The organism is Actinomyces marseillensis, assembly GCF_900155605.1.
In the GTDB taxonomy this organism is placed as follows: domain Bacteria; phylum Actinomycetota; class Actinomycetes; order Actinomycetales; family Actinomycetaceae; genus Pauljensenia; species Pauljensenia marseillensis.
In genome coordinates this window covers 710884-733205 of sequence record NZ_LT707420.1, presented here as the reverse complement: position 1 = coordinate 733205, position 22322 = coordinate 710884, and the positions used below count along the sequence as shown (strand labels likewise).

The window sequence follows — 22322 nt, the reverse complement described above, 5'->3', positions numbered from 1 at the left end:
TGCGAGATAAGAGTAGATACAGTGGCGAGTAAGACACTCTCGCATCCAGAATGTTCACAGTATTCGCACAGCATGTTACCGTTCAATAAAGGGCGACGTATAGGAAGGATCCCGCCATGACAAATCCGCAGCCGGGTTGGTACCGCGATCCCTCGAACTCCTCCCAGCTGAGATGGTGGGACGGATCGCAGTGGACCAGCTATACACAGGCAGCAACCGGTGCCACAAACGGCACGACCCCTGCAGGTAGAGTAACGACCTCGTCATCCGCCTACAGCGCTGTGCCCGCTCACCCATCAGCTTCAACGACCGGCTCTGCACAGGCACAGTACCCATCTGCTCAGGCTTCAAGCGCCCAGCCCCAAGCGCCCTTTGCGCAAGCGCGCCCTTCTTCCGCGCAGCCTCAAGCGCCGTTTGCGCAGCCACAGGCACGTCCTTCTTCCGCACAGCCTCAAGCGCCCTTTGCGCAGGCTCGCCCTTCTTCCGCGCAGCCTCAAGCGCCGTTTGCGCAGCCACAGGCGCGCCCTTCTTCCGCGCAGCCTCAAGCGCCGTTTGCGCAGCCACAGGCACGTCCTTCTTCCGCACAGCCTCAAGCGCCCTTTGCGCAGGCTCGCCCTGCGCCCGCGCCGGCCCAAGCACCTCTCGCGCAGCCACAGGCGCGTCCTTCTTCCGCACAGCCTCAAGCGCCCTTTGCGCAGCCCCAGCCTCGTTACACTGGCGCACCCCAGGCGAGCGTTCCTGGCGCACCCCAAGCGGGCTACTCAGCGGCGCCAACGCGGCCCTCCTACGCCTCGGCGCCGCAGCCTGCGTACGGATCGAGCAGCACATCTAGCTTCCCCGGCGCGCCCGCGGCCCCCATGGCGCCTGCTCGCCCTGCGAAGCCCGCAAAGCCGAAGAAACCCTCCGCATGGACGGGTAAGCAAAAGTTCCTCACCGTCATGTACGTGCTTTTGACGGTCGCTTTTACTGTTTCTGGCTTCGCACTCATGAATTCTGCGCAGCACAATCAGGACCGCGCCTCAATCCTTGACGCTCAAATTCAGCCGCTGCGTCAAAGTGTCGCGGAACAGCAAAAGAAGCTTGACGCATTGAACAAACAGCTGGAAGGGTCGGGCAAGTGAGCAGCATGAATCCCCAGGCAACAGGTGAATCCACTGAATCCGAGAAGCCGCAGGAAACGAAGGCTCCCTCTTCGAAGATGCCGAAGCGTGTCGTGAGAATTACCGCGGCACTATGCGCTATCAGCTTGATTTGGGTAGTTGTCACACTGGTTCAAGCCCTGCTCGCTTACCAGAAGGTCAGCTCCCTGAGTTCAGAGACCAGTGATCTTCAATCGCAGTCAGCCTCGATTGAGCAACAACTCACTGAAACGCAACAGAAAGCAGCCACGGCTCGAGTACAGCCGTGGTGCGATTCGGTCACCCCAGCATCTGCCAGTGATGCAGGCAAGATCCAAGACCTCCTCAAACAGTTGAAGACCGTTGATCCGAAGGGCGAATACGCAGAGCAAGTCTGCCCCAACAAGGTCAAGGCATTCACTATTAATCAGGATTACTCCAAGCTACAAGCCTCCTTGGAGGACATCAGCGTCAAGTGCGAAGCTGACGGCAACCACGTGAGGATTTCGGGTGAGCTTAAGAAGTACAAGGGCCCGAAGGAGGCAACGAGCTCAATGAAGAAGTCGAACCTCACTCTCACGATCACTTCATCGCTTGAAGGAACCACTGATACTGCGCAAACCCAAGCAAAGATTGAGGGAATCAATCCGGGTGAATCGAAGCAATTCAAGGCAGAAGCTGATCTTCCGGCGAAGGCTCTGACCTGCCGAGTATCCGCGGTGTCCTGGTGGCCCGCTGATTTGAAGTAAGGACAGCATCGCATTTTGGGCGGCATCTTCACGGTGCCGCCCAAAATAGTAGTTGGGGGCGTGCATATCGCACGCCCCCAACAATTCGTCTAATTAGAAAAGCGCTTAATGCGCGTTCTCCTAGTTCCTCGCGATGGCCTCGCGCACCAAAGGAATCAGTTCCTCGCGCGAGGGATCCAAGGCCTCGGCGCGGAATTGTTCGCGATCGGCGCCCTCAAAGGAAGCAGCAGTGCCTGGGTCCTGATCCTTAGGGATCGAGAAACCGAAGACAATGACGTCAACGACCTTGCGGATCGGGATCTGGTTCGCCTCTGCGGAGTCATTGACGCTGCCCAGAGCCTCGAGGTAGAAGATCGAGAGGATCTCACCCATGATGTTCGTCGGCAGAAGCGGCTTGCGCCCCATACGCTCGAGGGCAGACTCCAGCATGCCGGTGACAAAATCGGCCAAGTGGTTGCGCTGGCTTCCCGGAATGCCGCTTGCCTCGGGGTTACGCATCTGGAAAAGACGGTATTCCATAAGGAGGATGTAGGCGGTGCGCCCCTGAGTTGCCAGGCTTTCCAGCGTCGCAACGATGCTGTCGAGGTCCAGCGGGCCTTCGATTGAATCAAAAGCNCCGCGCAGCCTCAAGCGCCGTTTGCGCAGCCACAGGCGCGCCCTTCTTCCGCGCAGCCTCAAGCGCCGTTTGCGCAGCCACAGGCACGTCCTTCTTCCGCACAGCCTCAAGCGCCCTTTGCGCAGGCTCGCCCTGCGCCCGCGCCGGCCCAAGCACCTCTCGCGCAGCCACAGGCGCGTCCTTCTTCCGCACAGCCTCAAGCGCCCTTTGCGCAGCCCCAGCCTCGTTACACTGGCGCACCCCAGGCGAGCGTTCCTGGCGCACCCCAAGCGGGCTACTCAGCGGCGCCAACGCGGCCCTCCTACGCCTCGGCGCCGCAGCCTGCGTACGGATCGAGCAGCACATCTAGCTTCCCCGGCGCGCCCGCGGCCCCCATGGCGCCTGCTCGCCCTGCGAAGCCCGCAAAGCCGAAGAAACCCTCCGCATGGACGGGTAAGCAAAAGTTCCTCACCGTCATGTACGTGCTTTTGACGGTCGCTTTTACTGTTTCTGGCTTCGCACTCATGAATTCTGCGCAGCACAATCAGGACCGCGCCTCAATCCTTGACGCTCAAATTCAGCCGCTGCGTCAAAGTGTCGCGGAACAGCAAAAGAAGCTTGACGCATTGAACAAACAGCTGGAAGGGTCGGGCAAGTGAGCAGCATGAATCCCCAGGCAACAGGTGAATCCACTGAATCCGAGAAGCCGCAGGAAACGAAGGCTCCCTCTTCGAAGATGCCGAAGCGTGTCGTGAGAATTACCGCGGCACTATGCGCTATCAGCTTGATTTGGGTAGTTGTCACACTGGTTCAAGCCCTGCTCGCTTACCAGAAGGTCAGCTCCCTGAGTTCAGAGACCAGTGATCTTCAATCGCAGTCAGCCTCGATTGAGCAACAACTCACTGAAACGCAACAGAAAGCAGCCACGGCTCGAGTACAGCCGTGGTGCGATTCGGTCACCCCAGCATCTGCCAGTGATGCAGGCAAGATCCAAGACCTCCTCAAACAGTTGAAGACCGTTGATCCGAAGGGCGAATACGCAGAGCAAGTCTGCCCCAACAAGGTCAAGGCATTCACTATTAATCAGGATTACTCCAAGCTACAAGCCTCCTTGGAGGACATCAGCGTCAAGTGCGAAGCTGACGGCAACCACGTGAGGATTTCGGGTGAGCTTAAGAAGTACAAGGGCCCGAAGGAGGCAACGAGCTCAATGAAGAAGTCGAACCTCACTCTCACGATCACTTCATCGCTTGAAGGAACCACTGATACTGCGCAAACCCAAGCAAAGATTGAGGGAATCAATCCGGGTGAATCGAAGCAATTCAAGGCAGAAGCTGATCTTCCGGCGAAGGCTCTGACCTGCCGAGTATCCGCGGTGTCCTGGTGGCCCGCTGATTTGAAGTAAGGACAGCATCGCATTTTGGGCGGCATCTTCACGGTGCCGCCCAAAATAGTAGTTGGGGGCGTGCATATCGCACGCCCCCAACAATTCGTCTAATTAGAAAAGCGCTTAATGCGCGTTCTCCTAGTTCCTCGCGATGGCCTCGCGCACCAAAGGAATCAGTTCCTCGCGCGAGGGATCCAAGGCCTCGGCGCGGAATTGTTCGCGATCGGCGCCCTCAAAGGAAGCAGCAGTGCCTGGGTCCTGATCCTTAGGGATCGAGAAACCGAAGACAATGACGTCAACGACCTTGCGGATCGGGATCTGGTTCGCCTCTGCGGAGTCATTGACGCTGCCCAGAGCCTCGAGGTAGAAGATCGAGAGGATCTCACCCATGATGTTCGTCGGCAGAAGCGGCTTGCGCCCCATACGCTCGAGGGCAGACTCCAGCATGCCGGTGACAAAATCGGCCAAGTGGTTGCGCTGGCTTCCCGGAATGCCGCTTGCCTCGGGGTTACGCATCTGGAAAAGACGGTATTCCATAAGGAGGATGTAGGCGGTGCGCCCCTGAGTTGCCAGGCTTTCCAGCGTCGCAACGATGCTGTCGAGGTCCAGCGGGCCTTCGATTGAATCAAAAGCCTGCGTCATCTCGGTCAAAAGTTGCGTCGAATATGCGATGAAAGCGTCTTCAAGGAGCTCATTCATATTCGAGTAGTTCGAATAGAATGCACCGCGGGTATAGCCCGCACGACCAACAACTTCATCAATTTTTGTTCCCGCAAAACCGCGTTCAACAAGAATTTCCACTGCTGCGTCAACGAGGCGCGAGCGCGTGAGCGCCCGGGCCCTGCTTTCGCCCTCCGCGCGTTTCTTAGTCACAGCCACCTCCACGATTAAAGAATTACTGGGCACAGCATAGTCATTTTTTCGTTGATTTTCTCAGCCAAACCCGCAGTTTAAGAAGTTTCTTCGGCATTTAGTAAAGAAATGAAAAGTAATTTCAACGGTCGAAGAACCTATCATGTCTTTAAGATCATAAGAATTTGTGGAGTATTCATCATGACCCCCAGCATTAAGCATTTACCCTTGATTTCCGGGCATACCATTCCCCAATTCGGCTTTGGAACATACAAGCTTGTCGGCGAGGATGCTTATCACGGGGTCCTCGATGCACTTGAGATTGGCTACCGCCACATCGACACCGCGCAAATGTACGGAAATGAGGCCGAGGTTGGACGCGCCATCGCGGACGGCCCTGTGGCGCGCGAGGAAATTTTCGTGACCTCGAAGCTCAACAATCCCAACCATGAGCCCGATGTTGCGCGCGCCAGCCTCGAGCGTTCTTTGGAGGAACTGCAGCTGGACTACTTGGACTTGTTCTTGATCCACTGGCCTCTTCCCATGCACTACGGCGGCGATATTATGCCCACGTGGCGAGCGATGGAGTCTTTTGTCCGTGAGGGGATGGTGCGTTCCATTGGTGTTTCGAATTTCGAGGCCCATCACCTCCAGCCGATCCTCGATAGCTGCGAGGTCCCGCCCTCCATCAACCAGATCGAATCACACCCGTACTTCGCCAACCGTGAGCTACACCATTTCAATGCTCGCTACGGGATCATTACCGAGGCATGGGCTCCCCTAGCGCGCGGGGCGGTCCTTTCCGATCCCGTCATTGTCGATATCGCGCGCCAAGTCGGTGCGCAAGAATCGCAAGTTGTTCTCCGCTGGGCAATTCAACGAGGCGACGTCGCTTTCCCGAAAGCGTCCTCGCATGAACGGCGCGCGGAAAACTTCGCCATTACAGGCTTTGAATTGGACGCGGATCAGATGCGCAGGATTGACGAACTGGATCGCGGGGAAGAAGGACGCACGGGGCCTCGTCCCGATGAGATGGACCGAATGTAGCGCTTTCGCTTCAGGCGCAACTCATATCGTTTTTGGATATGAGACAGGCACAGATTGTGGGTGTGCCGCTGGGCTATCGTGAAGACATGACTCATGTTTCTACGACTGACTTGGACCGAGTTCTTGCTTCCCTCGATCCTCAGCCCAGCGGCACTTATGTCTTCTCTCTGGTCGACGAGATTCCTCAGGGGGTCGATTTCTTCGCCGTGATCCGCGACGAGGATGGCTACACCGTGGTCGTTGAGCAAGAGATTGCCCGTGAAGCAGGTATCAATGCCGATGAACTGTACACGCGAATCGACTTGGGTTCTTCCACCGAGCTTGCCGCAATTGGCATTACTGCATCGATTGCACAGATCCTCGCAGCGCGTTCGATTACCGCGAATTTCATTGCATGCCGTCGCCACGACCATCTCTTTGTTCAACCTGATCGCGCTCAAGAGGCCAGCGCTTTGCTCGAGGATCTTGGCCGTCGCGCTAAGGGCTGGCTACCCGCCTGAAATTCATTTTTCGGACACACGCACACGCATCTTCGGCCTAAAGTAGAAGCATGGCTGTACTACCTACGGGGAGCGACGAAGCGATCCTCCGTCTTTCTGACGGGACGGTCAAACAGCGCAACCTTTTAACTGGAACTGAAGTGTGGACGGTTCCGGGTCGGGCTCACCGCCCTCTGACTCGCCCGGGTTCGCCTGCCCCTATCATCGATCATGATTTAGACGGGCATCACTGCGCCTTCTGTTCGGGTCGATACTTGGAAACCCCTCCTGAGAAAGCGCGGATTGTTCGCACGAGCGAGGGTGAATGGGAAACTCTCCACGGCCTCGGCGCTGAGGAACTTGGAGATACCGTTGCTGAATTCCGGCGGATTCCCAACCTTTTCGAGATCGTTTCCTACAACTATTGGCACCTCAATCACGGCCATGTTCCTTCCGAGGCCGAGCGGCGCCGGATGGCAGAATACTTGGCGTCCCCGCAGGGCTACGACCACGTGATGAATGTTGTTCGTGCGCGTTTCTTGGCATCGGGTGGAAGCCTCGAGGAGTTTGAGGATCTGTCGGATTCGGAGAAGCTCACTCAGGCGAATGGTTTCTTTTCTGGCGGTCACGATCTGATTGTTGGGCGACGCCACTTCGTTGATGGGGCGAAGGATACGTCCCAATTGGCTTCGGCTGGGACGCTGACGCCCGAGGAGCACTTCCAGTACATGTCGATGACCGTGCGGGCGATGCGGGACCTGTACGACTTGGATCCAGCCGTGAAGTATGTTGTGGCCTTCCAGAACTGGCTCAAGCCCGCGGGCGCATCGTTTGATCACCTGCATAAGCAGCTTGTGGCGATTGATGAGTTCTCGACGCAGACGCATGACGAGATTGAGCGCGTGCGCACCTATCCGGGAATCTATGACGAGCTCTTGAAGATCGCCGCGACACGTGGGCTGATTTTGGCGCAAAACGACCATGCGGTGGCGATGGCTGGGTTTGGGCATCGCTATCCCTCCTTGGCGATTTGGCCACTTCACGCGCCGGCTGAACCCTGGGAGTACTCCCCTGAGCAATTACGAGGCATCAGCGACCTTGTGCACGCGATGCACGCGGCGACGGGCGCGGAGGTGCCGTGTAACGAGGAGTGGTACTACCGGCCCCCGAGTTCGTCGATTCCTATGCGCATGAGGATCTTGATCAAGTGGAGGATTTCCACGATCGCCGGTTTTGAGGGCGGGACAAGGATTTACCTCAATACGATCGATCCATGGTCCGTGCATCAGCGGATGCTGGAACGCCTGGTTGTCATGCGCGATGAATGTTCGATCGCACCGATGAAGCTGGGCGAAGAATGCAAGGTCACACCGCTGCTGCTGAGGTAAGGGCTCGGGCGGGTTGTCGGCGTTCGTTTGCTGTTTGCGCGCGGTCAAGATGATCGAGTTCCCGGTTTTTCGGGCATGACAAAGGCGAGAGACCCGGGGTATCCCTTTCGCGGAACGGTTTGATAGACTTGGGGTGCCGGGTTAGTACCCCTCCACCAAGCTTGAAATAATAGCTCGTAAGAAAGCGGGGGCCGAACACCCGGCGTTTTCTATTCCAGCGGGATCTCGGCTCATCCCCGCGTGTGCGGGGAGTACATCAGGGGTTGCCTTTCATGTTCTGGCTTGTTAAGGTTTAGGTGCCGAGCCGGTATCCCCCGCGAGCCTGAAATAAAGTGGCCGAGAGAAAGTGGAGGGCCGTAAACTCGGCTTTATTTTTGAGAACCCATCCCCGCCTGTGCGGGGGAAACTCCTTTACCAGTTTTTGCGCCGCGCTCGGCTTGGGCTCATCCCCGCGCGTGCGGGGAAAACGAAGAGGGAGAATTAGGCGTGCTGCCTGTCGTACAGGCAGTCCTCCCAGTACTCCCGGATCAATTCTTCGTCGTACCCCCTTACAAGGCCGTCGATTAGTTTTTCCGGAATGTCTGCTCCGTAAATAGTGAGGTCTCCGATGATTTTCATCGTGAGCGATTCGTCCTCGGCTATTTCAAGAAGGAACTTACTCTCCTCGTCTTCGAGAACGGGCATAGGAAGGATACTATCTGCATATTCAATAAGGTCTTCGACCGTATACATCGCCTCAGTCATAATCACTCCCTCACTCAACTGGTGTCAATTTACCATTTGATGCGCGAAGTACGCCTACGCCTCCAATGGGATGTGTAGTGATTGTTGCGCCCTTTGTCGCGTGTTTGCCTCTCACGCTTATCTGCGGACGTTCTGCCCAACAAAAAACTTGTGACCCCAACATCAGTTGGGGCCACAAGCCTAAACGCGGTAGCGCAGGGATTTGAACCCTGGGTGGCTGTTACACCACACAGCATTTCGAGTGCTGCACCTTCGGCCGCTCGGACACGCTACCTCGGCACCCCACAATAGCGGATCTGGCAGGATGGGGCAATTCCACGCCAACATAGACGAAGCGACCTAGACTGACGACATGGCAAAACGGCGTATCGATCCAGCAGAAGGCCACACCGCACTCCTCACGTGGTACCGCGCCCCCGAAAGCGCCTCGCGCGCAACTCTCTTCACCGCCGTACGCTACACGCTCGAAGAAATCGCAGCCCTACACCCCGGTCGATCCGTCGAACTCCGCGTCCCCCCGGCAGGCGCCACTCAAATCCTCCCGGGTACGACGCACCGCCGAGGGACTCCCCCGGCGGTGATCGAAATGTCACCAGAAACCTGGCTCAAACTGGCATGCGGAATGCTGGATTGGAATGACGCGCTCTCCCACGGGGACCTCCAGGCCTCGGGTCAGCGCACCGATCTTTCCACGTATCTTCCGCTATTTTCTAATTTGCGATAGCCGGCTGATCAAGATCCGACAGGATCTGCGACGCGGCTTCAACCGGCGCAAACCACTTATTCGTCTTATTCACCACGCCGCGCTGAGCAACCGCCGCAATAGCGGCAGAAACCGCCGCGAAGGTCACCACCGAAACCAAGGATGCCGTACCGTCATCATCCTGAGGTGCGGCCTGACCGGTCACAGCCTTCCAGCCCAGCTCCGCAACCTTTCCGGCCACGAAACCGACGGCCATAGACAGCCCTGCGGTAATGAGTTTCTGACTGAGACTGCTTCCCATGATGACTCCTTGCATCAGATCGCATCGAACACTCGATACCAACATTTTGCCCTATTGACGCGGGAATATCTCACCTTCTATGCACTATTGCTTAGACTGGTACGGTGCGAAAGACCAAGACCGCCTCTCTGTCCACTCAACACCAAGCTCGCCGCATCGCCTGCGCTGCTCTTCTGTGTGCGCTCGCACTGAGCGCCTGTTCCCCGTCAATCCCTCAGGGAGCCCAGTGGACGGACGATCCTTTCCGCACAGACTCAAGCTCTTCCACCCAGGCGGGCTCGACCTCGGCAGTAGCGAAGCACACGAAGGCAAGCGGTGACCAAGGAATTCCGCGCGGAAGCGGAACCCTGCGCATTGCTTACGCACCCGGCTGGCAGCTCCCCGCCGACTATGTCTCGGCCTTCGAGGCCGCAAGCGGCTACACCATTGATCAATTCCCCGCGTCCTCTATTTCACATTCTCTCGATGCCGATATCCTCTTCGGCATTGATTCGGCCACGGCCGCTTCCCTGGGCGCGACGACATCCCCCACGGCAATCGGCAACGACCCGATTTGCGCCTACGCGGATCGCTCATGGTTTTCTGCAAACCGCAAGGCGCTACCAAACTCTCTAGCGGAGCTCTCGTCCTCAACCTACGCGCCGCTCACCGCGCTTCCCCCCGAGAACTCGCCAATCGGAAGCCAATACCTGACCAACGCCCAGAAGGCTCTCGGCGCGAACTTCGAGGACTGGGCAGCCGACCTGCGCGAATCGGGAAGCTTCTCCTCTTCGGCCGGTGATGCGCTGGGTCAGTGGAGCGTCACAATCCCCACCGACCGTGCCTCGATCATCCCCGAGGCCGACTCCGCACAAGGCTCTCACGCGCGCCCAATCCTCGTGTGGGATGCGCGCCTGGCAGTTGCCGCAGCCTCGAACACGGGCACGGAAAGCCGCGCTCAAGCGATCCCGGGATCGTGCGTTTCCCGCGAGGTAGTGGCCGCTCCCCTACCGGCTTCCACTCATGCCGAGGCTGTGGATTCCTTCCGCGCCTTCCTTTCCTCACAACTGGGCAAGGACTCGGCTGCATACGCAGGCTTGGCGTATAACGAGGGGATTGCAGCGGATTCGCGCGCAGCCTGGTTTATGGCGCCAGCAAACTAAGACACTTTTCAGTCGTTAAGCTCAAGAGCTGCTGCAATTCGATCCCGTTTGCGTTCGCGCACCCACTGATGGCATGCCCTGGCCGAGAGGGCAAGAAGCGCCAAAACGTTGAGCGATGAGCCGATGAGTGTCATCAGCAAGATATGACTGGTTCCAGAGTGGGCGATATCGGCTACGGCGACAAGAATGTTTAAGCTCAGAGCGGTCATCAAGATAATTCGCGCGCGAGGGTGTCCCTGCCATGTGAGTGCGGCAGTGACGATCACCAGACCAACCAGAATGACAGAAACAAGACCAACCGTTAAGCGCAGCGCAAGAAGATTAATCTGCGATTCTGCGAGCTCATCAAGGGCTCCGACATTGATCGCGGCATACTTCCAGGGGTTTCGTAAAATGAGCACCGCGTTGATGACCTCGGTCAGAACCATGCAGGCTACCAATGCCATTCCTACGACCAACTGAGTGGGGCGCCGGCGGTGCGCCTGCGTGTCAACGACGTGGGCATCAGCAATCTGTACCGTGTCTTCGTCGTCAACTTCAACGTCGGTGACATCGAGAAGATAGAGGTCACCGTCGGTGACGACACGGTCGCCACCACCGTTTTTATCGTGATAGGCGCTGAAGAAGTCAGGCAAGATTTCGACGCGGGCGTCCTCGCAGGCATAGAGCACATCATCGACAATGTAGTTGCGCTCAATGTCGATATCCGCATCGATCTTGTGAGTGATTTGGAAGGTGAGTAGGCTCAGGCCAATTGCCCGGTCGAAGGTACCCGCGGCAAGCCACTCGACCCTCCGACCACCGGGGAGGACCCAGCCTTGAGGGGTGCGCCAAAAACGCACATGGTGGCGCTCCGATGACTTTCCGGGGACTGCCTTTTGATAGGCAAAATGCTGCTTTCGCCCAAAGAGCACCAGGTTAGACACGGGCGCCGAATCATAGTGCTGGCGAGTGAGCCACGAACGGATCACACGGAGCACACTTCTGGGACTGATGGGGTCGGCCCGCACCCAACCCGCGGCAGTCATCGCCGCGTGAATATCGACCTCGCTACCCAGTAGTGCCAGATTCACCGGGTCACCCAGCAAGCCATCAGCAGTCCTGGTGCGTCCAATGAAATAGTCGGGGACATAGAGCCACGTGAGAAGCTGGTGAAGTCGCGGAAGCGCAAGGTAGGCAGTCACCCCCCAGCAGATGGCAAACCAAGCAATTGCGGTGGGTTTAAGCCTGATGGAACCCGCCAAAAACACGTATGCGAGCCACAGTGTTGCGATTCCGGAGAAGATGAAGAAAAGAGCGTCAACGACATCATCGAAGCCCCAGTCACGTTCTTGAAGGAAATCGAGTTTTTCTGAGGCGTGCTGGTAAACGGGCGGATGCTGTGGGCGGGGACGCTCCAGACGTGGACATGCGCTGTGCTCAGCCCCCGGCTGTTCCGAGGCCTCAGGCAGTGTTTCACTCATGTCCCATCCTCAGTGCAAGAAGTATTCCTTCATCAGCTTAACCCAGATGGATCGTAAGATTGAGGGCGCCTGAAAGTGAGTCAACAGGCGCCCTCTGGAGACGCAGTATGTCAGGGGTTTTTCACGTCTCCGGCACTCACGTTACCGCGAGAGCTAGTCGGACTGAACGTTTTCGCCCCCTTGAGTTCGATGCGAATTTTCCGCAGTTTTTCGCCATTTTCGAGCGAAACGACAACCATGTCTACCTCTCTTAAACACGGCCGCTACCATTCCCGGTTTCCACACTCCACCCACTCAAAATTGGCTACAAAAAGACCCCCAACACCATTGAGGGACTTTAGTCCCATTTGTGGTATTGGGGGGCACCAACTCAGGCGTGACGGCGGATAAACTCCGCGAAGGCCTCGATAGCCGACTTCACGAAAGCCTGCGTTCCGGCGTCAACAAAACGGCCATCCTCGCCAAAGGAATCAGCATTTGCTTGAAGGAACATTTCGGGCTGAGTCATGTTCAGCGGATTAAAGAAGGAGAGGGTCTGGCGCACAGCCGCCTGTCCGAGAGCAGCTCCAACCGCTCCAACAGAAGCACCAACGACGTACAGGGGCTTGCCGCCAATCGGGTTCGATCCCCATGGGCGTCCCATCCAGTCAATGGCATTCTTCAAACCACCGGGGATCGAGCGATCATATTCGGGACTCGCAATAAGGACCGCGTCGGCCTCTTCAAGGATTGTCTTGAACTCGGTAGCCACCTGCGGGTAATCCGCCTCGAGATCGGGGCTGTACAGGGGGAACTGGGAGAAGTTTGCCTCGACGAATTCCAAATCCTCAGGAGCATCGGCGATCATCGCACCGACAAGCTTGCGGTTAATGGATGTGGAGGACAGAGAACCAATAATGTATGCGACCTTGTACGTCATGGGACAAACCTTTCATCACTGAGCCGCGTCTTCAGCAGCACTGCAAATGTCAACCCAGTCAGAACTTCAGCTATTCCTCATTGGGACCTAAGTCACTGATCTCCTTTACCAGGCGCCGTTTCCTCCGGTGCCGCGCTTGCGATCTTGTTCCTTGCGACCGTCTTGGTCACCCTTTTCTATGCGGCGCTGCATTTCCTCGCGCTTTTTGCGCTGCTCGGCAGTTTCGCCGTCATAAGGATCCTTCTGCTTGTCAGTCTGCTGATCCTTATCGTCCTTCTTGTCCTTGTTCTGATCGTCCTTGTTCTGATCCTGCTTATCGTCTTTATTCTTGTCGTCCTTGTTGTCTTTATTGTCTTTGTCGTCCTGATTATCTTTGTTATCGGACTTTTCAGCCTGCTCTTGCTTCTGCTTCGCACGATCGTGGGCCTTGTCAGCATCAGCTCCGCCACCCTGGCCCTGCTGATTTTGCTGATTCTGCGTCGAGGACGTCGACTGGCAGGGGGAAACGACCTCCCCCATCTCCTTATAGAGCGCTGCCGCTTGAGCACGGTCACTCGCCATCGCGGCGTCACCCTGTTTTTCCAATCCGAGTGCAAGGTTCATTCGCACGGTGCACTCGTAGGAATAGGTTTCGATGCGCCCATCCTCAACCTGTCGCGCCTTGGGAACACGGTCCCAGGCGGTACGCAGTTGCTCCACACCCGAGTCGATGTGATCGAGTCGAAGGTCTTCGGTACCCGCGTTGTAGTGCGCAACCCAGCTCGCCGGACCCAGATCCCCCCAATAGATCTGGCGAGAATAGGAGGTCAGCGCGGCCTCGTGATTGCCCGCACGCGCGGTCCTACCCGTCGCCCAGGCCCACAGGGGAAGCGAAACCATATAGGTACCGACCGCGAGCGCAAGGACAACGACGGGCATTGACCACCACAGCGGGCGCAGGAGTTTTCCGTTGCGCGGGCGACGCGCGTTGCGTTGAGCTCGGTCTGCCGAGGCTGGCCTTGCGCTTGGGATTCCATCCGCCGAGGCCTCGCCGTCGTTCTGCGCACCCGCAGGCGGCTGGTAGAAGCCCTCGGGACGTTCCTCTACACGAGCTGTCGATCGATGTTTAAATCGCACGGGTCCTCCTGAGGGCGTGAACGCGGCCGGCAAAAATGGCGGCTTCCCATGCCATGAGCACGGTGAGAACCAGCGCCGAGGGCCAGAGAATATAGCGAGAGGTTTGAATCATATCGCGACTATCCGCAATATTACGGGCGTTCGAAACAGACGAATTTGCAGCATTTCGGATTGCTGAATCACTGGGAGAACGCACCATATCGACACCGAGCTGGGACGCAATCTGGTTGAGCTTCGCAACGTCAATCTTTGAGATCGCGTCGGGCGTTCCAGCCTGGGTGTAGTCCTTGATGTACTCAGGAGTCTTCGAATTCTCTTGCCCCAAGGCAGAGACCTTCATGCGACCGCCTTTCTCGGTCCCATAGCCGATGACGAGGCCGCCTGAAAGCTCGGGCTGGACCTTCTTCCAGTCGTCTGACTCACCCGCGCCCGCGCCGCGCCATGCATCACTGTTGGAGGTCTCCCCATCGGTAAAGAGGAAAAGGACGCGAGTATTCTCCGGGTGTTTCTTTGCGGCAGCTTGCATTTCCTCAGCGAGGTAGGCCGCCGGACGGTCCGGAGAAGAACCACGAGAGGTGGAACTCACTTCATGCGTCAGAGTGCTCATGAAAGAGCGAACCGCACCAAGGTCAGTGGTCAGTGGAAGTCCGGTATCGGCCTCGGAATCCCAGGTCACAATACGGTAGCGAGCACCCGGAGCGGCATTGACAATGGTCTCAACATCGTGACGCACACCGTCTAGACGAGGCTTTGAGCCATCCCAATCCTCGGCCGCCATTGAACCCGTGCGGTCAATCACGAGCCACACCTCAACGTTGGTTGTGACTTTTTGCGCTTCTCCGGGGATTGAAGGACCCACCAAAATCGACAAAAGAGCGAGGGAAATTCCACCTCGTCTGACCAGATCAGAAGTCCTGAAGGGCTGATGACGACGGGCGCTCCACCAGGAGAAAAATAGGCATGCCGCAGCTATCACAACGACGAGGTAAACCGGCATGAGCGGTCGAAAGGAGAGCGACAATATTCCTCCTGGGTTCGGATCAAACACTGGCAAGTATAGTGGCGAACCCACATTCAGCAGATAGAACATCTATTTGACGACTGAAGAGATACATATGTAAATTTGAATCTGCAGCACAGTGTCCTAAATACACAATCACCAGGAAATTCGAGGCAAAATGAAAGCGCTCTCAAAGATTGCAACTGGTTCACTTGGACTAGCGCTCCTCTTCTCTTCCCTCACTGCCGTAGGCGCAAACGCCGTCGAGGCGGGCGCTGATGGACAAATCAACGGCGACCGTAGCTCCGGCTGCGTTGTCGACTGGACAGCGCGCGCAATGCTCGATGAGAACATGAACAATATCCCCCGGGGACTGCGTGCCGGCCCCTACGCCACTTCGGGTTTCATGGAGAGCGTTCACCCTCGTCACGGCAGCCAGGCCATTCTTGAAAACCACCACTGGTTTAACCCAAACTTGAACCTTCAGTACTGGCGCATCCCGGTCGGCGCTAACTACGAAATCCTCCCCGGCGCTGAGCTGACGGTCGATCTTCCCGATGACATGACGAACATTCAGTTCTTCGGAGATCTGAGCTCGCAAGTCGTCAACGGCGATGTTGATCGCTTCATGCGTGGTCAAACTTTCGGCGCACTCGCATCGAACCTGCACTGGGACGTCGTTCCGACCGCAACCCAGACGGACGCTGCACGCAACATCTGGACCCTCAAGTTCAACCAGGGCCTGCCCCTGGGACGCGCAGCTGTCATCGAATTTGTTGGTAGCGGTGACCACACCAAGCACTACGAAGCGACGTCTCACCTGAGCGGCCTGCGCGCGACCGACGAAAACGGCAATGCTTGCAGCCCCATCCCCACCCCTTCGCTCACCGTGGGTCACTGCCAGGCAGGAGTTGTTGGCCGTACCGTCTTCTCCCCCTACTCGCAAGATATTGATCGCCGTGAGAAGTATGCAGACAGCTGGCAGGGAACCGGCCAGCTCTGGGGCGAGGCTGGAGCAGACGGCTGGGATCCCTCACGCCAATACTCCGACGCTGCTGGCGCAACGCGTCGCATGCGCTTCTACGCCGCAACCAAGCGTGAACTGAACAACGCAACGATGACCGTGAGCGCCCCCCAAGGTGCAACCTTCGACGAGGCCTCGATCGCCTCTGCGCTCACCCCTGGCGCTGGCCAGCTTGTTGCTAACGGCTTCTCACAGTCGGTGACGGGAACTCCCGCCCCAACCGTGAGTGCCGATAAGAAGACGCTGACCTTCACCGTTGCACATATGCCGGAGAACTCCTCCTTCAGCGTTGAGGTGAACGCTGTGCTCACCGGCGAGAAGGCACACCAGACCCCGACCTCGAAGCCCATGGTCTTCTTCCACACCTTGGTTGGTTCCATCCCCGGATGCGAGGTCACGCCGACTCCGACCACCCCGGCAACCACGCCTTCCACTCCGGCTACTCAGCCCACCCCTGAGCAGCCTCAGAACCCCAAGAAGCCCGCTCCCCTGGCACACACCGGTGCCGCAGGATCATTGCTCCTGGGACTGGCAGGAATGAGCCTCTTTGCAGGCATGCTGGCACTCAAGCGTCGCCGCGCATGATCTGATTCGACAATAGGTGTGGGGGCCGCAGCAATCGCTGCGGCCCCCACATTTTTGTATCTATACCCAGGCCGAGCATGCCCGCACCCAGGCGAGCGTGCTCACATCGGGAGGCTACAGCCTCGTCACTCCCAAAAGCCCAAGGAAGGAAAGAATAGCGACGGCAAGCCAGCCTGCGGGAGTTCCCACGCGATCTGTGACCGTCACGCGAGCGTCACCTTCGATCTCGTTCACCTGCTTGGCCTCGATATCTTTAACAATCGAATCCACTGTGCCCGAACTTGTCATCTGGTAGAGGTTTCCCCCGGTCGACTCGACCTGGTTCTTCATATCCTCGCCATCTGTACCCAGGTAATTACCGGGGAATAGGCCAATCACCTCAACTTTTTGACGCTTCGCAAAGTCAATCGCCTCGCTCAGGGAATACAGTCCCTGGCCGACCACCTCATTGTCCGAGGCCAAAATGACAGTGCGCGAACGATCTTGATCTGTGTGGTCAAAACCTAAGACACACGAGGCCAAGCCGTCGCCGATCTGAGAAGCAACTTCCTCATCGGGATCGTCGGTCCCTTCCAGGTACTTCGCGAGCTCTCTGGAAATCCGGTAGCCGCTGGAGGTACGCGCCAGAATACCGTTCCTCAGGACCGAACTGAGTTCATCCAAGTACTCAGTCACCATCGGATAGTCATCGGTCAGAGGGAACTTGCGAACGGAACGACCACTCCACAGGTATAAGGAGACGCGCTCCCCATTAAAGTGCTCAACCAAAGTCTTGAAGGCTTCGCCAATTTCACTGTCGTAGTCCAGCATCGAACCGGACGCGTCAAGGCAGAGGACAATATCGCGCGAGGCAAGGCGCCGGTCGTCGACCCGGCGATCAACCGGGTTCGCTGCGACGACAGCCAAGGATGCTGCGCCAACACAAAAAACAGCCAAGAGCGCAGCGACAATCATCCGAGTTTTACGCATAAGCGCGCGGTAACGGGGAAGATTACGAACATAGCCCGTGTTAGCAACCCACCCTCGCCTCTCACTGGCGTGGAGCTTTAAGCCAACATGACGCCATCCGATGGCCGCGCCAAGAAGAATAACGACAAGGACAACAGCAATCAGGTATCCGTATCTCACGCCTTCACCACTTCCCTCGCCTTGCCGGCAATGGCACTCGCATCGAAATAGGTTTCGCTTCCGTCGGCCTCGGACTCAGCTTTGAAACCGTGCTCGCAGACTTCAAGAGCGTTGGCAAGTTCCGGCCATGTGGGCACAATCCGACGAATCTCATCGACTGTTGCGGTTTCAAGATCACGTCCACTGCGTTCAGTACCCAGCGCCCTCAAAATACCGGCGATCGCCAGGTGAACCTCGCGCTCGTTGAGGTCCTTGGACTGCAGACGCCCCTCAACCTCGTCAATGAAGCCCAAGTAGCGCTGACGACGCTTCTCATCCAGAGGGATCAAGGTGACCTGGTCTTCCTCAAGCCCACGACTCGAGCGAAGCCAGCGGATCACCCACACACCGATCCACACAAGGGTCGCAGACAGAACTAAGACACCGGCGATCCACATCCAGTGCGGGTAATTGACGACTTCGCGCAGTTCACCGGACACGATTCTCCCTTTCCAGTGCGGACAAAAGGGTTCGCACCACTTCAGCGCTCGAGGACACGCTCACCCGCGTAATTCCTGGGATGTCGAGGAGCTGACGCACAACTTGGCGACTTTGATCGGCGCGCACGGCGGCCTCGGAAGCAATCTGCGAATCTTCCAAAAGGAATCCGGGCAAGGGGCCGGCATCAACGTCGACGATACGCGTCCCCTTGGGAAGCTTCGTGGGATCGGCGTCGGCAACCTGCATGACGATCATGCGATGGTGGACGCTCAGACGCTTGAGCAATTCCAGCGCACGAGGCGTGGGCTGGGGATGCGTTTCATCCGTGACCAAGACGATGAGGGAGCGCCGATGCGTTGCCGCTTGTACGCGAGCAAGCAAGGTCTCCAAATCCGAAGAGGGCGAGCGTAAGTCGATATCCTCTTCCAGGCGCCGCAAAATCAGCTCAATATGAGCGTTACCCGAGCGTGCGGGCATATGACGCATCCGCCCCTGACATCCGGAAACCAGACCAACTTGATCACCGCGGCTCGACGCAAGCCACGCGATTGCCTGGCAGATCGTCAGCGCAATGGCTTCCTTACTCTCTCCGGAAGGAGCAAGCGCGCTCATGGAACGACCGGTATCAACGACTAGGACAACCTGAACATTCGCACTGGCCTCGTATCGTTTGACGATCGGAGTCCCGGTTCGAGCGGTCGCCGCCCAGTCGATGTCTTTAACGTCATCTCCGGGCTTGTATTCGGCCATATCCATGAATTCCCAGCCCTGTCCCGCGCGCGCAGAATAGTGCTGGCCCTCCATGAGAGACAGAAGTTTGCGCAAGACAGGCAATTGGGTTCGACCAGCCAAAGCACGCAGCTGAGAACTATTCGTCCGAGCCTTCTGGTGCTGGTCGACATTGCCTAGGGTCTGCGAGCCTTCCTCGACGATCCCCCTCTTAATGATTGGACTCACGGCACCGCTACCGCAGAGAAGACAGCATCGATGAGGCCGTCGACGGAAATATCATCCGCCATTGCATCGAAGGTACGAATGATACGGTGACGCAAAATCGGGTGGCGAAGTTTCTTAATATCCTCAGGCATGACGTAGTTACGCCCCTGCATGAGGGCAACCGCCTGACTGACACGCATGAGGGCGATGCCACCACGAGGCGAAGCACCCACGCGCACGTGCTGAGAGAAACCGGGAAGCGGATTCGGCCCCATGCCGCGAGTGGTATTAATCAGGTCGACGATGTAGGCCTTCAAGGTGTCGTGCAGGAAGATGCGACGAGTCATCTGCTGGAGGAAGGTCAGTTCTTCCAAGGTAATGGGTTCAGCATCGATGGGCTTATCCATGCTTCCCGAGTCGATCCTGTTGAGGACTTCGAGCTCTTCGAGAGGCTGGGGGTAGGTGATGATTTCTTTCATCAAGAAGCGGTCCATCTGTGCTTCGGGGAGCACGTAGGTACCTTCTTCTTCGATGGGGTTCTGGGTTGCCATGACCATGAAGGGCTTGGGCAGCGGGTAGACGGTTCCACCGATGGTGGTCTGACCTTCCTGCATGGCTTCAAGCATCGCGGACTGGGTCTTTGCCGAGGAACGGTTAATTTCATCCAGGAGCACGATATTGGCGTGGACCGGTCCCAATTCGGTCGTCATTTCATTTTGTGCCTGGTTCCAGATACGCGTGCCGACGATGTCGTTAGGCATGAGGTCTGGCGTGCACTGGATGCGATGGAAGCTTCCTGAGATTGCCATTGCGATGGTCTGAGCCGCGGTGGTCTTTGCAAGACCGGGCACCGATTCCATGAGGATGTGGCCCTGTGCAAGGAGGCCGACGATCAGGGTTTCCCTGAGCTGTTCTTGGCCAACCACGCGCTGCGCGAAGATCTTCTGGATGCGGTCCAGGAGCTCTTTGCTGCGTTTGAGCTCATCATCGGTGAGGTATGTAGACATTCAGGAAACTCCCGGGTGATTGAATAATTACCAATATCTTACTGGTTTTCAGCAGCTCGTTCCGACTCGCGACTTCACTGCCCGGTCTGAGTGGGCGTTGGAAGCGTGAACGGCGAAATTGAGAAGGTCGGAACCGTTACCGAGATCGTTGGAAACGGCGTGACATGTGGGATATTCGTTTGTTTTGGACTCGAATGGATATAAGAGCGCCAAATACTGAATATCAGCGCAATGATGAGCCAGACAACCCACCTCTTGCTTTTTGCGTTCCGCACAGTGGAACCGTGGGGCGAGAGATCCACATCATTGTTCGTCAGGCGCATGCGTCGTCGCCGTTTCCACTGCGCGCGGCGATTCCCTGCCGAGGCCGATCCCGCTTGGGTGGGCCTCGGCAGGCGAGTTCCCGCGCGGCCTCGTTGACGGGGTTTCTCGGGCACAGCGCTGGGCGCAGGGAGGTCGAGATGAGAAAGATAGTTGGGAAGGGGCTGAATTGTTCCCTCTTGAAGGGCGCTGGGACCCTCGCGAGTGAAGCGATCGACCAGAGCGATTTCCTCATCAAAGAGTGCCTCGATCGTGACGACGGGGACCCTGGACGACAGGTCTCGAATGAGAGACTCCAAGAGCACCACGGATTCGGGGGAAATGTAGGCCTCGGGATAGATCGGGAGGAAGCTTCCATCACTATCGATGAGGACCGTGGCCTTTCCTGAGCGAAGCAGACACGTAACGTCTGAAACCCTGATCTCAATTCGCCGCACGACTGGGGAGGTGGTGCGTTCTTGGGAGGCGTCATACCACTGGGCAACCACACGCTCAGGAGAGACCATCAGGTGATGTGGAAGGGCAAGAGCATAGCCGCTGAGGCTCGCGGGGACGCTTGAGAGGAGATCTGTGCCCTCGGTGGAGGGGAAGGGAAGCGCTTCCACCGGCTCGGGCACGCAATTGGTGGTTGCGAAGCGATCGTAGGTGCTCTTCGGTGCGGTCAGTAGCGGGAAGCGTTCAAGTAACTCGGGCGAGGCGACATCTGCCGCGATGTGGGCACGTGCCGCTACTTTGTTGATAAGTGCGAGGACCTCGTCACGCGTTGGAATACTATCGTCGTTAATGCGGTGCAGGTGCTGGGAAACCTCCAGGTTTTCATCGTCTTTATGACGATTAATGACCTGTTGAAGGTTGACGGTGAAGTCACGATCCGGGTCGAAGTAGACATCGAGGAAACGGCGCGCGTCCTCGAAAGAATCCAAGTCGTCGAAACGGATCATCGCAATAAGATCAGGGGCGATCGAGTAGGCATCCGTCGTCACCTTGAAATCCGAGTATTTGGGATCCAGTGAGCGCAGGATATTCGTTGCATCCATCGCAATTGCCCAGCGGGCGACAAGACCCGCGCGCGTGAGGGGAACCGCAAAGGAGAAGAGATAATTCAACCCACATTGCCATTGACTGCCACGGATGTATTGGTCTCGTGGAGTCCCTTCGTCCACGGCGAGGAGATCGTCAAGATCCAAGGAATCGGGTTCGCGGTCAAAGCCTAGACCAAGGAAATCGGGTTCTGTCGTGACAAGAACACAGGGATAACGCCCCTCGAAGGGGGAGATTCTCCGCGCGAGATCGCATGCTGATGCAAAATGGCGATCGGCCTCGAAAGTGGCGGTATCGCTGCGGAAAACGGAGAGCAAGGCTTCATTGATCCCCGTTCTGTTCGCCACTTCGGCTGTCCACATCGACGTGGCGGATGCACGTCCTGAAACAGGGAGTAAAAGCTCTGGATGGTCAAAGCACGCGGGAAGACGCAGCCATGCCTGACGGACGATCTCACGCGGCCCGTGGACGCGGATATCGATCTCTGAAAAGTAGGTCAGGCACTCAACTTGAGCAACGTCGAATTTTCCGGGTGCGTATTCGACGGGACGTTGAAGTTCGGTTCGAATGGACTCCATGAGGACGTGAAGGGCGCCCATTTCCTCAGGCTTCACGTCAAGAGTCCCATAGGCAAGGGTCAGGCACATCCACAGTTCTCCCGGCTTTTCAACAACCGGGTCCATTACGGCCCATTCGAAGCCGTTGATGAACTTCCACTGTTTGGCGACCACACCCCATCCTTTCCTATAAGAAGCCTTTTCTACTCTAAGACATAGACGCGATTAAAACACAGGCGG

The 22322-nt window shown here is 57.3% G+C and carries 22 protein-coding genes and 1 tRNA gene; 10 read left to right on the top strand and 13 right to left on the bottom strand.

Going from position 1 to position 22322, the window contains the following annotated elements:
- Positions 1 to 116: 116 nt before the first annotated feature.
- The 4 genes from BQ8011_RS03095 to BQ8011_RS03070 all read left to right on the top strand — a co-directional run bounded on the left by BQ8011_RS03095 (position 117) and on the right by BQ8011_RS03070 (position 3867).
- Positions 117 to 1121, top strand: a complete 1005-nt coding sequence (locus BQ8011_RS03095; protein ID WP_072457303.1) for a DUF2510 domain-containing protein — start codon at positions 117 to 119, stop codon at positions 1119 to 1121.
- Positions 1118 to 1867, top strand: coding sequence for a hypothetical protein (locus tag BQ8011_RS03090; RefSeq protein ID WP_083429981.1), 750 nt, complete (start codon positions 1118 to 1120; stop codon positions 1865 to 1867). Before BQ8011_RS03095 ends, BQ8011_RS03090 begins: the two co-directional genes overlap by 4 nt.
- Positions 1868 to 2857: 990 nt before the next feature.
- On the top strand, positions 2858 to 3121 hold the full coding sequence (locus BQ8011_RS03075; RefSeq protein WP_077209665.1) for a hypothetical protein: 264 nt from the start codon (positions 2858 to 2860) through the stop codon (positions 3119 to 3121).
- Positions 3118 to 3867: a hypothetical protein gene (locus BQ8011_RS03070; RefSeq protein WP_083429981.1), complete on the top strand. Its 750-nt coding sequence runs from the start codon at positions 3118 to 3120 to the stop codon at positions 3865 to 3867. Before BQ8011_RS03075 ends, BQ8011_RS03070 begins: the two co-directional genes overlap by 4 nt.
- A 120-nt stretch (positions 3868 to 3987) precedes the next feature.
- Here the strand turns inward: BQ8011_RS03070 and BQ8011_RS03065 are convergent, their stop codons facing one another.
- Entirely contained in the window at positions 3988 to 4722 is a 735-nt protein-coding gene (locus BQ8011_RS03065; RefSeq protein WP_083429980.1) for a TetR/AcrR family transcriptional regulator, read from the bottom strand.
- A gap of 180 nt (positions 4723 to 4902) precedes the next feature.
- Between BQ8011_RS03065 and BQ8011_RS03060 the strand changes: the two genes are divergently transcribed.
- The 3 genes from BQ8011_RS03060 to BQ8011_RS03050 are packed head-to-tail and all read left to right on the top strand — an operon-like array spanning position 4903 to position 7615.
- A complete protein-coding gene (locus BQ8011_RS03060) occupies positions 4903 to 5748 on the top strand; it encodes an aldo/keto reductase (protein ID WP_072457299.1) in 846 nt (281 codons plus the stop codon).
- Positions 5749 to 5786: 38 nt separating this feature from the next.
- A complete protein-coding gene (locus BQ8011_RS03055; RefSeq protein ID WP_231945358.1) occupies positions 5787 to 6248 on the top strand; it encodes an ACT domain-containing protein in 462 nt (153 codons plus the stop codon).
- Between the two features lie 50 nt (positions 6249 to 6298).
- Positions 6299 to 7615 carry a DUF4921 family protein gene (locus tag BQ8011_RS03050; RefSeq protein WP_072457297.1) on the top strand — a complete coding sequence of 439 codons (1317 nt, stop codon included), beginning with the start codon at positions 6299 to 6301 and terminating at the stop codon, positions 7613 to 7615.
- A gap of 480 nt (positions 7616 to 8095) precedes the next feature.
- On the opposite strand, the gene BQ8011_RS03045 is transcribed toward BQ8011_RS03050, so the two are convergent.
- Together BQ8011_RS03045 and BQ8011_RS09005 are read right to left on the bottom strand one after the other, a co-directional pair.
- Complete coding sequence (locus BQ8011_RS03045; RefSeq protein WP_157885004.1) at positions 8096 to 8359, bottom strand: hypothetical protein; 264 nt, start codon at positions 8357 to 8359, stop codon at positions 8096 to 8098.
- 187 nt (positions 8360 to 8546) lie between these two features.
- Positions 8547 to 8633, bottom strand: a tRNA-Ser gene (locus BQ8011_RS09005).
- Between the two features lie 78 nt (positions 8634 to 8711).
- Here BQ8011_RS09005 and BQ8011_RS03040 point away from each other — a divergent pair.
- Complete coding sequence (locus BQ8011_RS03040; protein ID WP_072457293.1) at positions 8712 to 9083, top strand: sterol carrier family protein; 372 nt, start codon at positions 8712 to 8714, stop codon at positions 9081 to 9083.
- Here the strand turns inward: BQ8011_RS03040 and BQ8011_RS03035 are convergent.
- The gene (locus tag BQ8011_RS03035) at positions 9070 to 9363 is read right to left on the bottom strand and encodes a DUF4235 domain-containing protein (RefSeq protein ID WP_072457291.1); all 294 of its coding nucleotides are present in this window, start codon (positions 9361 to 9363) and stop codon (positions 9070 to 9072) included. The genes BQ8011_RS03040 and BQ8011_RS03035 overlap by 14 nt on opposite strands.
- A 104-nt stretch (positions 9364 to 9467) precedes the next feature.
- Between BQ8011_RS03035 and BQ8011_RS03030 the strand changes: the two genes are divergently transcribed.
- Complete coding sequence (locus tag BQ8011_RS03030) at positions 9468 to 10505, top strand: hypothetical protein (RefSeq protein ID WP_072457289.1); 1038 nt, start codon at positions 9468 to 9470, stop codon at positions 10503 to 10505.
- An 8-nt stretch (positions 10506 to 10513) separates the two neighbouring features.
- Here BQ8011_RS03030 and BQ8011_RS03025 read toward each other — a convergent pair whose 3' ends face one another.
- The 4 genes from BQ8011_RS03025 to BQ8011_RS03010 all read right to left on the bottom strand — a co-directional run bounded on the left by BQ8011_RS03025 (position 10514) and on the right by BQ8011_RS03010 (position 15024).
- Positions 10514 to 11968 (bottom strand): LssY C-terminal domain-containing protein, encoded by a 1455-nt coding sequence (locus BQ8011_RS03025; RefSeq protein WP_083429979.1) that lies wholly within the window; start codon positions 11966 to 11968, stop codon positions 10514 to 10516.
- Positions 11969 to 12338: 370 nt separating this feature from the next.
- On the bottom strand, positions 12339 to 12887 hold the full coding sequence (locus BQ8011_RS03020; RefSeq protein ID WP_072457287.1) for an NADPH-dependent FMN reductase: 549 nt from the start codon (positions 12885 to 12887) through the stop codon (positions 12339 to 12341).
- 105 nt (positions 12888 to 12992) lie between these two features.
- Complete coding sequence (locus BQ8011_RS03015) at positions 12993 to 14003, bottom strand: hypothetical protein (protein WP_072457285.1); 1011 nt, start codon at positions 14001 to 14003, stop codon at positions 12993 to 12995.
- Entirely contained in the window at positions 13993 to 15024 is a 1032-nt protein-coding gene (locus BQ8011_RS03010; RefSeq protein WP_231945357.1) for a vWA domain-containing protein, read from the bottom strand. The genes BQ8011_RS03015 and BQ8011_RS03010 overlap by 11 nt, the downstream gene beginning before the upstream one ends.
- 157 nt (positions 15025 to 15181) lie before the next feature.
- On the opposite strand from BQ8011_RS03010, the gene BQ8011_RS03005 reads away from it, so the two are divergent.
- Positions 15182 to 16612 carry an LPXTG cell wall anchor domain-containing protein gene (locus tag BQ8011_RS03005; RefSeq protein ID WP_072457282.1) on the top strand — a complete coding sequence of 477 codons (1431 nt, stop codon included), beginning with the start codon at positions 15182 to 15184 and terminating at the stop codon, positions 16610 to 16612.
- A gap of 114 nt (positions 16613 to 16726) precedes the next feature.
- On the opposite strand, the gene BQ8011_RS03000 is transcribed toward BQ8011_RS03005, so the two are convergent.
- The 5 genes from BQ8011_RS03000 to BQ8011_RS02980 form a co-directional block, all read right to left on the bottom strand.
- Positions 16727 to 17740 (bottom strand): vWA domain-containing protein, encoded by a 1014-nt coding sequence (locus BQ8011_RS03000; RefSeq protein ID WP_072457280.1) that lies wholly within the window; start codon positions 17738 to 17740, stop codon positions 16727 to 16729.
- Entirely contained in the window at positions 17737 to 18219 is a 483-nt protein-coding gene (locus BQ8011_RS02995; protein ID WP_072457278.1) for a hypothetical protein, read from the bottom strand. Before BQ8011_RS02995 ends, BQ8011_RS03000 begins: the two co-directional genes overlap by 4 nt.
- On the bottom strand, positions 18209 to 19177 hold the full coding sequence (locus BQ8011_RS02990; protein ID WP_072457276.1) for a DUF58 domain-containing protein: 969 nt from the start codon (positions 19175 to 19177) through the stop codon (positions 18209 to 18211). The genes BQ8011_RS02995 and BQ8011_RS02990 overlap by 11 nt, the downstream gene beginning before the upstream one ends.
- Entirely contained in the window at positions 19174 to 20163 is a 990-nt protein-coding gene (locus BQ8011_RS02985) for an AAA family ATPase (RefSeq protein WP_072457274.1), read from the bottom strand. Before BQ8011_RS02985 ends, BQ8011_RS02990 begins: the two co-directional genes overlap by 4 nt.
- A 74-nt stretch (positions 20164 to 20237) precedes the next feature.
- A complete protein-coding gene (locus BQ8011_RS02980) occupies positions 20238 to 22256 on the bottom strand; it encodes a hypothetical protein (protein WP_231945356.1) in 2019 nt (672 codons plus the stop codon).
- Positions 22257 to 22322 lie beyond the last annotated feature (66 nt).

What these genes read in the sequence shown, in the direction of transcription:
- BQ8011_RS03045 (WP_157885004.1), bottom strand. Translation starts at nt 8,359, where the DNA reads ATGACTGAGGCGATGTATACGGTCGAAGACCTTATTGAATATGCAGAT.
- BQ8011_RS03050 (WP_072457297.1), top strand. Translation starts at nt 6,299, where the DNA reads ATGGCTGTACTACCTACGGGGAGCGACGAAGCGATCCTCCGTCTTTCT.
- BQ8011_RS03095 (WP_072457303.1), top strand. Translation starts at nt 117, where the DNA reads ATGACAAATCCGCAGCCGGGTTGGTACCGCGATCCCTCGAACTCCTCC.
- BQ8011_RS03055 (WP_231945358.1), top strand. Translation starts at nt 5,787, where the DNA reads ATGAGACAGGCACAGATTGTGGGTGTGCCGCTGGGCTATCGTGAAGAC.
- BQ8011_RS03005 (WP_072457282.1), top strand. Translation starts at nt 15,182, where the DNA reads ATGAAAGCGCTCTCAAAGATTGCAACTGGTTCACTTGGACTAGCGCTC.
- BQ8011_RS03025 (WP_083429979.1), bottom strand. Translation starts at nt 11,968, where the DNA reads ATGAGTGAAACACTGCCTGAGGCCTCGGAACAGCCGGGGGCTGAGCAC.
- BQ8011_RS03060 (WP_072457299.1), top strand. Translation starts at nt 4,903, where the DNA reads ATGACCCCCAGCATTAAGCATTTACCCTTGATTTCCGGGCATACCATT.
- BQ8011_RS02985 (WP_072457274.1), bottom strand. Translation starts at nt 20,163, where the DNA reads ATGTCTACATACCTCACCGATGATGAGCTCAAACGCAGCAAAGAGCTC.
- BQ8011_RS03075 (WP_077209665.1), top strand. Translation starts at nt 2,858, where the DNA reads ATGGCGCCTGCTCGCCCTGCGAAGCCCGCAAAGCCGAAGAAACCCTCC.
- BQ8011_RS03040 (WP_072457293.1), top strand. Translation starts at nt 8,712, where the DNA reads ATGGCAAAACGGCGTATCGATCCAGCAGAAGGCCACACCGCACTCCTC.
- BQ8011_RS03035 (WP_072457291.1), bottom strand. Translation starts at nt 9,363, where the DNA reads ATGGGAAGCAGTCTCAGTCAGAAACTCATTACCGCAGGGCTGTCTATG.
- BQ8011_RS03020 (WP_072457287.1), bottom strand. Translation starts at nt 12,887, where the DNA reads ATGACGTACAAGGTCGCATACATTATTGGTTCTCTGTCCTCCACATCC.